12 protein-coding genes are annotated in these 12,829 nt (G+C 75.1%); 11 read left to right on the plus strand and 1 reads right to left on the minus strand.

From position 1 onward, the window contains the following. Positions 1 to 131 precede the first annotated feature (131 nt). The 10 genes from AB0N31_RS29555 to AB0N31_RS29600 all read left to right on the plus strand — a co-directional run bounded on the left by AB0N31_RS29555 (position 132) and on the right by AB0N31_RS29600 (position 11,427). Positions 132 to 1,388 carry an ATP-grasp domain-containing protein gene (locus AB0N31_RS29555; RefSeq protein ID WP_366061505.1) on the plus strand — a complete coding sequence of 419 codons (1,257 nt, stop codon included), beginning with the start codon at positions 132 to 134 and terminating at the stop codon, positions 1,386 to 1,388. Beyond that, a complete protein-coding gene (locus tag AB0N31_RS29560; RefSeq protein ID WP_366061506.1) occupies positions 1,385 to 2,221 on the plus strand; it encodes a hypothetical protein in 837 nt (278 codons plus the stop codon). The genes AB0N31_RS29555 and AB0N31_RS29560 overlap by 4 nt, the downstream gene beginning before the upstream one ends. After that, positions 2,218 to 3,306 carry a pyridoxal-phosphate dependent enzyme gene (locus tag AB0N31_RS29565; protein ID WP_366061507.1) on the plus strand — a complete coding sequence of 363 codons (1,089 nt, stop codon included), beginning with the start codon at positions 2,218 to 2,220 and terminating at the stop codon, positions 3,304 to 3,306. The genes AB0N31_RS29560 and AB0N31_RS29565 overlap by 4 nt, the downstream gene beginning before the upstream one ends. After that, complete coding sequence (locus AB0N31_RS29570; RefSeq protein ID WP_366061508.1) at positions 3,303 to 4,334, plus strand: enolase C-terminal domain-like protein; 1,032 nt, start codon at positions 3,303 to 3,305, stop codon at positions 4,332 to 4,334. The genes AB0N31_RS29565 and AB0N31_RS29570 overlap by 4 nt, the downstream gene beginning before the upstream one ends. Continuing rightward, entirely contained in the window at positions 4,318 to 5,682 is a 1,365-nt protein-coding gene (locus tag AB0N31_RS29575) for an MFS transporter (RefSeq protein ID WP_366061509.1), read from the plus strand. The genes AB0N31_RS29570 and AB0N31_RS29575 overlap by 17 nt, the downstream gene beginning before the upstream one ends. Beyond that, positions 5,679 to 6,479, plus strand: coding sequence for a class I SAM-dependent methyltransferase (locus AB0N31_RS29580; RefSeq protein WP_366061510.1), 801 nt, complete (start codon positions 5,679 to 5,681; stop codon positions 6,477 to 6,479). The genes AB0N31_RS29575 and AB0N31_RS29580 overlap by 4 nt, the downstream gene beginning before the upstream one ends. Positions 6,480 to 6,549: 70 nt before the next feature. Then, complete coding sequence (locus AB0N31_RS29585; protein WP_366061511.1) at positions 6,550 to 8,118, plus strand: ABC transporter substrate-binding protein; 1,569 nt, start codon at positions 6,550 to 6,552, stop codon at positions 8,116 to 8,118. After that, entirely contained in the window at positions 8,115 to 9,086 is a 972-nt protein-coding gene (locus AB0N31_RS29590; RefSeq protein ID WP_366061512.1) for an ABC transporter permease, read from the plus strand. Before AB0N31_RS29585 ends, AB0N31_RS29590 begins: the two co-directional genes overlap by 4 nt. Then, positions 9,083 to 9,886 (plus strand): ABC transporter permease subunit, encoded by an 804-nt coding sequence (locus AB0N31_RS29595; RefSeq protein WP_366061513.1) that lies wholly within the window; start codon positions 9,083 to 9,085, stop codon positions 9,884 to 9,886. The genes AB0N31_RS29590 and AB0N31_RS29595 overlap by 4 nt, the downstream gene beginning before the upstream one ends. Next, on the plus strand, positions 9,883 to 11,427 hold the full coding sequence (locus AB0N31_RS29600; RefSeq protein ID WP_366061514.1) for an ATP-binding cassette domain-containing protein: 1,545 nt from the start codon (positions 9,883 to 9,885) through the stop codon (positions 11,425 to 11,427). Before AB0N31_RS29595 ends, AB0N31_RS29600 begins: the two co-directional genes overlap by 4 nt. A gap of 6 nt (positions 11,428 to 11,433) precedes the next feature. Here AB0N31_RS29600 and AB0N31_RS29605 read toward each other — a convergent pair whose 3' ends face one another. Next, a complete protein-coding gene (locus AB0N31_RS29605) occupies positions 11,434 to 12,189 on the minus strand; it encodes a DUF2071 domain-containing protein (RefSeq protein WP_366061515.1) in 756 nt (251 codons plus the stop codon). A 229-nt stretch (positions 12,190 to 12,418) separates the two neighbouring features. Between AB0N31_RS29605 and AB0N31_RS29610 the strand changes: the two genes are divergently transcribed. Then, entirely contained in the window at positions 12,419 to 12,826 is a 408-nt protein-coding gene (locus AB0N31_RS29610; protein WP_366061516.1) for a hypothetical protein, read from the plus strand. Positions 12,827 to 12,829 lie beyond the last annotated feature (3 nt).

Here is a 12,829-nt window from a genome sequence, read left to right on the forward strand (position 1 = left end):
CGTCGACGGGACTAGCAAATGAAAATGGTTATCGATAGCGTGTGGGTGTGCGCGGCTCGGCGTCCTCACCCTCCGGTGGGGCTTCGCCGGGCTGCCCCGACGTCTGAACCCGCCGTGGGAAAAGGGGAACTGTGGCTCATCTGCTGATGGTCGAGAGCTGGGTCGGATCGATGAGCAGGCTGTTGCCCCGGGCGATCGGGGAGGGCGGGCACACCTTCACCTTCCTCACCCGCGACCTGCACCACTACCTGCGCTCGGCCCCCGAGGGCGCGGCACACCCGCTGCTCGGCGCCCGCAACGTCATCACGGCGGACACCAACGACGTCGAGGCCCTGCTCCCCGAGGCCGAACGACTTCACACGGCCCTGCGCTTCGACGGCGTCCTCACCTCCTGCGACTACTACCTGCCGGCCGTGGCCCGCATCGCCGACCGCCTCGGCCTGCCCGGCCCCGGCCCCGAAGCGGTCGGCAACGCCTGCCGCAAGGACGCCACCCGTCGCGTCCTCGCCGAGGCCGCGGTGCCCGGCCCGCGCTTCGCCCTGCACGAGGAGTGGGCCGACCTCGCCCGGTCGGCGCGGGAGATCGGCTACCCGCTGGTCGTCAAGCCGGTCGACCTGTGCGCCGGCATGTACGTGCGCCGCGTGGACGACGAACGCGAACTCGCCGACGCCGTACGGGCGCTGGCCGGATTCCCGGTGAACGCCCGCGGGCAGCGGCGGTCGCCCGCCGTCCTGCTGGAGGAACTGATGGACGGACCCGAGGTGAGCGTCGAGACGGTGTCGCACGCGGGCGCGGTCCAGGTGGTCGGCGTCACCGACAAGAGCGTCGGCGGGGCACCCGCCTTCATCGAGACCGGCCACATGTTCCCGGCCGACCTGCCGCCCGCCGACACCGAGGCCGCCGAACAGACCGCCCTGGGCGCGCTCAAGGCCCTCGGCCTGACCGACGGGGTCGTGGCGCACACCGAGATCAAGCTGACCCCCGACGGACCCCGCGTCGTCGAGGTCAACCCGCGCCCGGCCGGCAACCGCATCACCGAACTCGTCCGCCACGTCACCGGCGTCGACCTCGCCGCCGCGTTCGTGGACGTCGCCCTCGGCCGCGCCCCCGACCTGCGGCCGACCGACACCGGAGTGCGCAGCGCCGCCATCGGCTTCCTGGTGCCGGACCGCGCCGGCACCCTGGAGGCGCTCGACGACACCGGCGTCCGGGACGCGGACGGCGTGCTCGAGGTGGAACTCGCCGCGCCCGGCCGGACGGTGCGGGCGGCGGGCAGCAACAACGAGTACCTGGGACACGTCATGGCCGCCGACACCCGCGGCCCCGGCGCCCGCGCCCGCGTCGAGGACCTGCTGACCGGGCTGCGCACGGGACTGGTGGTCCGATGACCACCGTGGCCTTCCCCACCTGCGACACCTACGACGACCTCGTCGCCCGCGTCCGCGACGGCGCCCTCGGCCCCGACCCGGCCACGCTGCGGATCGCCGTCGCCTTCACCACCCGGCAGGCGGTACGCCACGACGGGCGCGGCACCGGCTACCGCAACGAGGTGCTCAGCCTCCGTCTCGGCGAAGCCGTCGGCTCCTGCGCCGTCGAGCCGGGAGAACTGCCGGACAGCGTCCTCGACGACTGCGTCGGCGCCGACGTGGCCCGGCTCCTGCGTCACCCCCTGCCGTCGGTGCGGGTCGCCGCCCTCGACGCCTACCTCATGCGGGTCACCCCGCACACCCCCGAGCACGGCGCCCGGCCGGTCCCGCTGCCCGCCGGATCCTCCCTGGAGAAGTCCCGCGCCCGTGCCCGCGCCGTCGTCGAACTGCTCGACCTGCCCTCCGGGGCGACGGTCCTCGTCGTCGGCGTCGTCAACTCCCTGCTCGAAGCGCTCCGTTCCCGCGGACTCCGGTACCTCCCGAGCGACCTCAAGGGCGGCACCACCGAGTGGGGCGAGCCTGTCCTCACCGACGCGCTCGCCGCGGCCGGCCGCGGCGACGCCCTGCTCGTCTCCGGCATGACCCTGGGCAACGGCACCTTCGACCCCCTGCGCCGGCACGCGCTGACGCACGGCAAGCAACTGGTGGCGTTCGCCCAGACCGGCAGCGCCGTCCTGCCCCGCTTCCTCGGCCACGGGGTGAGCGCGGTGTGCGCCGAGCCCTACCCCTTCTTCTGGCTCGACGGCGGGCCGGGCACCGTCCACCGCTACGGCTGTCCGGGAGGCGTGCGATGACGACGACCGCCGTCCTGCCCGACGCGCGTCGGGAACTCCTGGCGCTGCTCGGCCGTACACCCGTGGTGCGCGTCACCGCCGACCTGCCCGGCGCCCACCCCGGCTTCTGGGCCAAGCTGGAGGCCCTCTCGGCGGGCGGGATGAAGGCGCGGGCCGCGGTGTCCATGCTTCTCGGCGCCCGCGAACGCGGCGAACTGCGCCCCGGGGCACCGGTGGTGGAGTCCACCTCCGGCACGCTCGGCATCGGCCTCGCCTTCGCCGGACAGGCCCTCGGCCATCCCGTCGTCCTGGTCGGCGACCGCGAACTGGAGCCGTCCATGCGGCAGTTGCTGCGCGCCCACGGCGTCCGCCTGGAGATCGCCGACCGGCCCGCACCCCGGGGCGGCTGGCAGGCCGCCCGCCTGGCACGGCTGCGCGAACTCCTCGCCGAACTGCCCGGCGCCTACTGGCCGGACCAGTACAACAACCCCGACAACACCGCCGGTTACGCCTCTCTCGCCGCCGAACTCGCCACCCAGCTCGACCATCTGGACATCCTGGTGTGCAGCGTCGGCACCGGCGGTCACAGCGCGGGTGTCGTCGGACCGCTGCGCCGCCACTGGCCCGCACTACGGCTGATCGGCGTCGACGCCACCGGCTCCACCATCTTCGGCCAGCCCGCCCGCCCCCGCCTGATGCGCGGCCTCGGCAGCAGCATCCACCCGCGCAACGTCGCCTACGACGCCTTCGACGAGGTCCACTGGATCGGCCCCGCCGAGGCCGTCGACAGCTGCCGCAGGCTCGCCCGGGGCAGCTTCGTCACCGGCGGCTGGAGCACCGGCGCGGTCGCCCGCGTCGCCGCCTGGGCGGCCCGGGTGCACCCCGGCGCGGTCGTCGCGACCGTCTTCCCCGACGGACCGCACCGCTACCTCGGCACCGTCTACGACGACGACTTCACCGCCGCGCACGGCCTCGACCCCGCCACCGCCGCCACCCGGCCCGTGGAGATACCGCACCCGCACACCGCCGAGGCGACCGGCTGGGCCCGCTGCACCCGGGTCACCGACCCCCTCGGCGCCCTCCCCGCCCGGGAAGGGGCCCGGTGAAGACCGACCTGCGGACCGTACGCCTCGTGCTCGCCGAGCCGCTGCGGATCTCCCGCTCCACGATGGCCGCCCGCGACGCCGTGTGGCTGACCGTGGAGCACGACGGAGCGCACGGCCACGGCGAGGCCGTCACCAGCGTGTACTACGGCCTCGACACCGACACCCTGCTGCGCCTCCTCGCCGCCGTCGACCTGGACCGCTTCCCCGACCCGGAGAGCGCCCTGGAAGCCCTGCCCCTCGTCGTACCCGACTCGCCGCCGGCGGTGACCGCCGCCGTCGAGGCCGCGCTTCTCGACCTCGTGGGCAAGCGCGCGGACACTCCCGTCCACCGGCTCCTCGGGGCGCCCGCGCCACCCGTGGCCGCCACCGCCCGCACCCTCGGCATCACCTCCCTCCCGCACGCGGCGGCCGGGGCCCGGCGGCTCGCCGCGAGCGGCTTCCGGATCATCAAGGTCAAGGCCGGCGCCCCCGATCCCGAGGACGACGTCGAACGCGTCCGCGTCGTCCGCGACGCGGCGCCCGGCGTGCGGCTGCTCCTCGACCCCAACGGGGCCTGGACACTCCGCCAGGCCGAGGCGCTCCTGCCCCGCTTCGCCGACCTCGGTGTCGAGGCCGTCGAACAGCCCCTCGCTCCCGGCGACCCCGAGACCCTGGCAGCCCTCGCCGAACGCTCACCCCTGCCCGTCATCGCCGACGAGGACGCCGTCGGCGTCGAGGACGCCCGCCGCCTCGCCGGACGCGTGCACGGCGTCAACGTCAAGCTCGCCAAGTGCGGCGGCGTCCGCGCGGCCCTGCGCGTCGCCGAGGCCGTCGAGGGCAGCGGCACCGCGCTGATGCTGGGCTGCCTCACCGCCAGCAGCCTCGGCCTCGCGCCCGCCGTCCACCTCGCCGACCGGGCCCGCTGGGCCGACCTCGACGGGCACCTGCTGCTCGCCCACGACCCGTGGAGCGGCATCGGCGGCGCGGACGGCTTCGTCCGCGCGAGCGACCGGCCGGGACTGGGGGTGACCCGTGCAGACCTGGCGTGAGATACGTCGCCTCCCCTTCGCCGTCCGGCTCCTGCTGGTCAACCAGCTCGGTGTGAACACCGGCTTCTACCTCCTCGTCCCCTATCTCGCCGTCCACCTCGGAGAGAACCTGGGCCTGTCGGCGGCCGTCGTCGGCATCGTCCTGGGCGTGCGCAACCTCAGCCAGCAGGGCCTGTTCCTCATCGGCGGCTCCGCGGCCGACCGGCTCGGCGCGCGGGGCGTCATCATCGCCGGGTGCGCTCTGCGCACGGCCGGGTTCGCGCTGTTCGCACTGGGCGACGGACTGCCGGTGCTGCTCGCCGCGTCGGTGCTCAGCGGACTCGCCGGCGCCCTGTTCAACCCGGCCGTGCGCACCTACCTCGCACAGGAGGCGGGGGAGCGCAAGGCGGAGGCGTTCGCCCTGTTCAACGTGTTCGCCACCACCGGCGCCCTGATCGGCCCGCTGCTGGGCAGCGCGCTGCTCCTCGTCGACTTCCGCACCTGCGCGCTGACCGCCGCCGGCATCTTCGCCGTCCTCACCCTGGCGCAGGCACTCGTGCTGCCCGCGCGGACGGTGCCGCCCAGCGGGGGCGGCGTCCTCGCGGACTGGCGCGAGGCGGCCGGCAACCGGGCCTTCCTCGGCTTCGCCCTCGCCATGGTCGGCATGTTCACCCTGGAGAACCAGCTCTACCTGCTGCTGCCCGACGGCGCCCGGCAGGCCACCGGCTGGGACGGCGCCGCGGGCCTCGTCCTCCTCGTCGGCACGCTCACCAACCTCACCCTCCAGCTGCGCGTCACCCGTGCCCTCAAGTCGCGCGGCCCCGGCGGCCGTTGGATCGCCGTCGGGCTGGCCCTGATGGGTCTGGCGTTCCTGCCCCCCGCAGCGGTGTCCGGCTCGTCGTCCGGCGGGTGGCTCGACGCCGTGCCCGTCCTGCTCGGCGCCCTCCTGCTCCACCTCGGCATCATGATCGCCTCGCCGTTCGTCATGGAGCTGATACCCGGCTTCGGCCGCCCCGAGCTGACCGGTACCTACTTCGGGATCTTCTACGCCGTCTCGGGTGTCGCCGCCGCCCTCGGCAACACGCTCGTCGGCTGGGCCATGGACGCGGGCGGGCGGACCGGCGCCGGGTGGCTGCCGTGGGTGTGCTGCGCCCTTCTCGGCCCGGCGTCGGCGGCCGGGGTGGCACGCCTGTACCGGCGTGGCGCGCTGCCCGGAAGCCCCGGAAGCCCCGGAAGCCCCGGAAGCCCCGGAAGCCCCGGAGCCGTTGCCGCGGTGTCGGCTGCTGCGACGGCTGCCTCGGCGCCGGCGGCTGCCCCGGTGGCTTCCGCGGACCCGGCGGGTCCGGCCGAGGAGAGGAGCAACGCGTGACGGTTCCCACGGGCACGAACCTCCTCACCGACCGTCCCGCGCTCTACGAGGCCCGTTTCCCCGACCCCGACCGGCTGGCCGGGCGCTGGGCCGAGGACCGCCTGCGCCGCCACCACGCCGGTCCGCGGGTCCTCGACATCGGCTGCGGCACCGGCCGCGACGCCGCCCATCTGCACCGGGCCGGCCGCACCGTGACCGGCGCCGACCTCTCGGAGGCGATGCTCGGCCATGCCCGCGCCCACCACCCTGGTCCGGCCTACCTGCGGGCCGACCTGCACGGCTTCGACCTCGGCCGGGCCGCCTTCGACGCGGTGATCTGCCTGGACAGCTCCCTGCTGTACTGCCACACCAACGAGCAGCTCGACGGCTTCCTCGCCTCCTGCCGGCACTCCCTCGGGCCCGGCGGGCTGCTGGTCGCGGAGATGCGCAACGGCGCGTACCTCCTGGGCCGCACGGACCTCCTCGACACCCCCAGGACCGACGCCTTCACCTGGCGAGGCGTCACCCACCGCTCCGTCACGACCCTGTCCGTCGACCGGCACGCCCAACTCCTGCGCCGGGTGCGGGTGTGGGACGCAGGCGACGGCACACCGCCCGTCGAACAGCACTCCGCCTGGCGGCTCCTGTTCCCGCAGGAGCTGCGGCACCTCCTCGCCGCGCACGGCTTCGAGGTCCTCGAACTCCACGACGGTCCGGGCCCGCGCACCGAACCCCCGTGGCGCGAGGGCGCCCCGCCCGGCACCACGGCCGACGGGGACCGGCTGCACCTCGTGGCCCGCCTGAGCAGCGCTCCCTGAGCCGCCCGCGCTCCGTTCGGCTCCGCCCACGTCCGCTCGTCCCCACCCGATCTCACTCCAAGGAACAGCCATGCATGACGAACGTCTCCCCGGCCTGCGCCGACGCGGCTTCCTCGCCGCCGGGACGGGGGCCGCCGCCCTCGCCCTCGTCGGCTGCGGCAACGGCACCGGCGACGACCGGGCCGACAGCGGTGACGGCAAACCCCGCAAGGGCGGGCGGCTGCGCGCCGCGTTCGCCGGCGGCGGCGCGAGCGAGACCCTCGACCCGCACCTGGCCAACCTGTTCGCCGACGTCGCCCGCGCCAAGGCCCTCTACGACAAGCTCGCCGACTACGGCCCCGACCTCTCCGCACGGCCCCGCCTCGCCGCGTCCTGGGAACCCGACAGGACGCTCGCCCGCTGGCGGGTCACCCTGCGCGAGGCCACCTTCCACGACGGCAGGCCGGTCACCGCCGAGGACGTCCTGTACAGCTACCGCCGTATCGCCGACCCGAAGCAGGCGTACCGGGCGAAGGCGTCCCTGGAACCCCTCGACCTCGACGCGAGCCGCGCCACCGGCGCCCGCGGCATCGAGTTCGTCCTCAAACGGCCGACGGCCGAATTCCCCAACGTGCTCGCCTCGTTCGGCGCGTACATCGTCCCCGCGAACGCCGGCGACTTCGACACGAAACCGGTCGGCTCCGGGCCCTTCCGGTTCGTCTCCTTCGCGCCGGGCCGCTCGGCCGTCTTCCGCCGCAACGACGCCTACTGGGACGGTGCCCCGCACCTCGACGAGCTGGAACTCGTCGTCGCCAACGAGGAGTCGGCCCGCGTCAACGCCCTGCTCGGCGGCCAGGTCGAGTACGCCCACGAACTCAGCCCCACCACCGCCCGCGCCCACGAGGGCAAGGGGCGGATCGACATCGTGCGGCTGCGGGGCAGCGCCATGCAGGGCTTCTGCATGAAGACCGACCGCGCCCCCTTCGACGACAGGCGGGTGCGCGAGGCGTTCTTCCTGATCGCCGACCGCCAGGAACTCGTCGACGGCGCCCTGTCCGGCGCGGGCGTCGTCGGCAACGACCTGTTCGGCAAGGGCTACGAGTACTACGCCGACGGCCTCCCGCAGCGCACCCAGGACCTCGACCGGGCCCGCGCCCTGCTGAAACAGGCCGGCGCCGAGAAGCTCAAGGTCACCCTGGACACCTCGGCCGTGGCCGCCGGATTCACCGAGGCCGCCGGCATCTTCCGCGACCAGGCCGCCCGGGCCGGAGTCACCGTCGACGTGCGGACGGGCAGCAAGGACTCCTACTGGAGCGACATCCTCGACAACGGCACCCTGTGCTGCTACCGCTCCGGCGCCATGCCCATCGAGGCCCACATCTCGCAGCGCCTGCTCACCGGCTCCACCACCAACGCCACCAAGTGGCACCACAAGGACTTCGACGCCCTCTACCAGCAGGCGCAGGCCACCCGCGACAAGACCGAACGGGCCGCCGTCTACGAGCGCATGCAGCGCCGTCTGCACGCCGAGGGCGGTTTCCTCATCTGGGGGTTCGCCGACTGGATCATCGCAACCGCCCGCAACGTCAAGGGCGTCGAGACCGCGGCACCCGCCAACACGCTCGACTGGGCCCGCTTCGACAAGGTCTGGCTGGCGTGACGAGAAGCCCGAAGGCGAGCGGCCCGCGCTCGTTCGTCGCCCGGCGGCTGCTCCTCGGCGTCGCACAGACGGTGGCCGTCGTGCTGCTGGTCTTCGCGCTCACCGAGGCGCTGCCGGGCGACGCGGCCGTCGCCCTCGCCGGCGACCAGCCCGACCCCGCGCGCATCGCCGCGATCCGCGAGGCCATGGACCTGGACCGGCCGGCGTACGCGCGCCTCGCGGACTGGGCGGCCGGCCTGCCGCACGGCGACCTCGGCACCTCCCTGACCTCCGGCCGCCCGGTGTCCGGCTACCTCGCCGACGGCTCCGGCCCGACGCTGCTGCTGGCCTGCCTCACCCTGGCCCTGCTCGTCCCGCTCGGCCTCGGCCTGGGCGTGCTCGCCGCCCGCCACGAGGGCCGGTTCGTGGACCGCCTGGTCAGCTCCGTCACGCTCGCCGTGTACGCGGTCCCCGAGTTCGCCCTCGGCGTCCTGCTGGTGACGGTCGTCGCGCTGGAACTGGCCTGGCTGCCACCGACCGCCGTCGGCTACGGCACCGACCTGCTCGCCCACCCGGCCGCCCTGGTCCTGCCGGTGCTCGTCCTGCTCGCCCGGCCGGTCTGCTCCCTGTCCCGCCTGGTCCGCGCCGGCATGGCCGACGCCCTCGCCTCGCCGTACGCCGCCCACGCCCGCCGCTGCGGCGTCTCCGGCGCCCGGGTCCGCTACGGCCACGCCCTGCCCAACGCCCTCGCCCCGGCCGTGCAGCAACTGGCCCGTACCGCCGACTGGCTGCTGTGCGGGGTCGTCGTCGTCGAGGCGCTGTTCGTCATCCCGGGCCTCGGCACGGTCCTGCTCAACGCCGTCGCCGAACGGGACGTACCGGTGGTGCAGGGGCTGGCCGTGGTCTTCGGAGTGCTGACCGTCCTGCTCAACCTGGGCGCGGACCTGGTGGCCCACCGGCTGACGCCCCGCGGGGAGGTGGCGGCGTGACCCGCGGCCGCTTCGCCCTCGGCCTCGCCGTCGTCGCCGTCCCGCTCGGCCTCGCCCTCCTGGGTCCCGCCCTCGCCGGCGAACCGGGCCCCCGCTCCCTGTCCTTCGCCCCGGGCGACGGTCACCTCCTCGGCACCGACTTCGTCGGCCGCGACGTGTGGCGGCAGGTCCTGCTCGGCGGCCGTACGGTCGTCCTGACCGCGCTCGCCGCGACCGCCCTGGCCTACCTGGTCGCCCTGCCCGTCGGACTGGCCGCCGCGCTCACCCATGTGCGGCGCCTGGAGGAACTGCTGATGCGGCCGCTGGACGTGCTGCTCGCCGTACCGTCCCTGCTGCTGATCCTGCTCGTGGCGTCCGTGTTCTCGCCGGGCGCGGCCGGGCTCGCGCTGCTCGTCGCGCTGGTGAACGTGCCCGACGCGGCCCGGATCGTGCGGGCGGCGGCGGGCGAGGCCGCCGCCCGTCCGGCGGTCGAGGCGCTGCGCATGCAGGGCGAGACCCGGTGGCGCATCGCCGTGGGCTACGTCGGCCGGGCCGCCCTGCGCACTCTCGCCGCCGACGCCGGGATCCGGCTGACCGGTGTGCTGTACCTGGTGTCCACGGCTGCCTTCCTCGGTGTGGGCGTCGCACCGGACGCCGCCGACTGGGCGGTCATGGTCGACCGCAACCGGACCGGACTGTTCGTGCAGCCCTGGGCGGTCGTGGTGCCCGCCCTGCTGATCGTGGCGCTGACGACGGGCACGAACCTGCTCTTCGACGCCGCCCTGGAGAAGACCCCGCGACGGAAGGGACGACGTCCGTGAGCCACGACACCGCCGCCGCGGCGGAGATCCGGGACCTGCGCGTCGAGATCGACGGACGGGCCGTCGTCGACGGCGTCAGCCTGCGGGTGCCGCCCGGCCGGGTGACCGCGCTGGTCGGGGCCTCCGGCAGCGGCAAGACCACCACCGGTCTCGCGCTGCTGGGGGAGTACCCGCCCGGCGCCCGCGTCACGGGCGAGGTGCTCCGCCCCGCGGACGGACCCGTCGGATACGTGCCCCAGCACCCCGCGGCCGTCCTCAACCCGGCCCGTCGTATCAGCGCCCTCCTCCACGACATCGCCCGCTCCCGCGTCCGGCACCTGCCGCGCGCCGAACGCCGCACGGCGGCCCGCGAGCTGGTCGTGCGCGCTCTGGACGACGCCCAGCTCCCGGACGGCGGAGAGCTGCTGCGGCGCTACCCGCACCAGCTCTCCGGCGGCCAGCAGCAACGGGTCGTGCTCGCCCAGGCCCTCCTGCTCGGCGCCCGCGTCGTCGTCGCCGACGAACCCACCACCGGCCAGGACGCGTTGACCAAGGAACGGATCGTCGCGCAACTGGCGGCGGTCGCGGCCCGGGGCATCGCGGTCGTGCTGCTCAGTCACGACCTGGACGTGGTGCGCGCCCTCGCCGACGAGGTCCTGGTGATGCGGGAGGGCCGGGTCGTGGAGTCGGGCCCGGCCGAACGGCTGTGGCTCGCCCCCCGGCACGAGTGGACCCGCCGGCTTCTCGACGAGAACCGGGCGCGACCACCGAGGGACACCGGCGCCGAGGCCGCCCGGCCCGTCCTGACGGTGCGCGGCCTGACCGCCGTCCACGGCGCCACCACGGTGCTGCGCGTCCCACGGCTCACGCTGGGAGCCGGCGAGTGCCTGGCCGTCGTCGGCCGGTCGGGCAGCGGCAAGACCACGCTCGCCCGCTGCCTGGCCGGGCTGCACCGCGACCGCACCGGCGAGATCCTGCTCGACGGGACACGGCTCCCGCACAGCCTGCGGCGCCGCGACCGGGACCGGCTCGCCGCCGTGCAGTACGTGTTCCAGGACGCCCGCGCCGCGTTCGACGAGTTCCGGCCCGTCCTCCCGCAGGTCGCCCGCACGGCGGTCCGGCTGCGCGGCACCGACGAAGGCACCGCCGACGCGGAGGCGTCGGCGACTCTTGCCCGTCTCGGCCTGCCGGCGGACCTCGCCCACCGCCCGCCCGGCGCCCTGTCCGGCGGCGAACTCCAGCGGGCCGCCCTCGCCCGCGCCCTGCTCGCCCGGCCCCGGGTCCTCGTCTGCGACGAGATCACCTCCGGCCTCGACCCGGTCACCCGGCGCGGCATCCTCGACCTCCTGGCCGGCCTCGTGCACGGCGGTGACGGCCTCGCCCTGGTCCTCGTCACGCACGACCTGGACACCGCGCGCCTCGCCGACCGCATCGCCGTACTGGAGGCGGGAGAGCTGGTCGAACAGGGGCCGGCACAGCGGGTCCTGACGACTCCCCGGCATCCGTTCACCGTCTCGCTGGCGGAGGCCGCGGCACGTCCGGGGGCGGGAACGCGTCCGTGACGGGGGTCAGGGGGTCGGGATGCCCGCCGGGTGGCGTGCCGGCCGGCCCAGGCGTACCGGCACGCCCGGCGAGTACAGGACGCTGACCGGCGCCCCCGGCGGCGCCGGCAGTCCGGCCGCGGCGACCAGATCCTCCTCGCAGGTGAGCAGTTCCGCCCGGTGCAGGGGCCAGCGCGGATGCTCGTTGGCGAGGTAGGCGGCGCCGCCGAAGAAGGCGTTGTGCATGCCCCAGCGCGCGGTGAGGAAGTGCTCCAGCTCCGTGGGCTCCTCGATGCGCTCGCCCCGGCGCACCACCAGCCGGCTCGATGCGCCGCGCGGCCCCGGCCACCGGCGCGAACTGGTGTAGGTGACGGTGTCGCCGTCCGCGCGCACCCGCATCCGCGACCACAGGTACGGCAGCCGGAAGCCGACGCGTCCCATCACCACCGGTATCAGCCTCGCCGCGTCCATCGACCGGAACACGACCCCGCGCCGTCCGTGCCCGTCCACCGAGTACAGCCGCACGTTCGTCTCCGGGAACGATCCCAGGTACGGCACCCCCGGCAGTCCCAGCCAACCCACGCGGTGCATCCGGAAGGCGACCAGACCGACGTACGTCGACCCGTCGTGGACGTCGGCGACGGTGCCCGGCGGCAGCAGTCCCGCCACCGTCTCCGGCGCCACCGCCCAGTGGACGAAGCAGAGATCGAGCCACTGCTGGGTCAGCAGCGGCACCCCCACGGGATGAGGGGCGTCGGGCGTCACGGAGGCGGGGTGCGGCACGGCGCCAGAATGCCAGAGTCCGCCCACGGACCGACTGCCGGGGGCACGTCCCTCGTTCCGGGGAAGCGAGGCAGGCGCCCACCGGCCGGGGCGATCGCGCGCCGCCCGCCGGACCCCACGCGACGCGGTGAACCGACAGGGCGAATCGCGGGCGTGGAATCCGTCCGGGGGAGCACTCGTGCTGTGTAATGCCGGGGCAGGCCGTGGACGTGTATGCGGAGGTGGGCGAATGGCCGGACGGGCGCGCGGCACGGCGGTCGTCCTCGCGCTGGCCGTCGCCGTCAGCGGGTGCGGCGCGGTGTCGGAGCGGCGCGACGACACACGGGCCGCGACGGTCGCCTTCGAGGAGGCGCTCGGCGAGGGCGCCTACGCCCGTGTGTGCGAGGTGCTCGCGCCGGCGACCGTCGACGAACTGGAGCAGTCGGCCGGCGCCCCCTGCGCGCGGGCGCTCGGTGAGGAGTCACTGGAGCCCGGCGGTGCCGTGCGGGTGGTCGACGTGTACGGCAACCAGGCGCGGGCGGTGCTCGCCGAGGACACCCTGTTCCTCTCCCACTTCTCCACCGGGTGGAAGGTCGTGGCCGCCGGCTGCACGCCACGCCCGGGAACCCCGTACCAGTGCGAGATCAAAGGTGGGTGAGCC

This window comes from Streptomyces sp. NPDC051051, assembly GCF_040682975.1.
Taxonomy (GTDB): domain Bacteria; phylum Actinomycetota; class Actinomycetes; order Streptomycetales; family Streptomycetaceae; genus Streptomyces.

What these genes read in the sequence shown, in the direction of transcription:
- AB0N31_RS29560 (WP_366061506.1), top strand. Translation starts at nt 1,385, where the DNA reads ATGACCACCGTGGCCTTCCCCACCTGCGACACCTACGACGACCTCGTC.
- AB0N31_RS29565 (WP_366061507.1), top strand. Translation starts at nt 2,218, where the DNA reads ATGACGACGACCGCCGTCCTGCCCGACGCGCGTCGGGAACTCCTGGCG.
- AB0N31_RS29585 (WP_366061511.1), top strand. Translation starts at nt 6,550, where the DNA reads ATGCATGACGAACGTCTCCCCGGCCTGCGCCGACGCGGCTTCCTCGCC.
- AB0N31_RS29610 (WP_366061516.1), top strand. Translation starts at nt 12,419, where the DNA reads ATGGCCGGACGGGCGCGCGGCACGGCGGTCGTCCTCGCGCTGGCCGTC.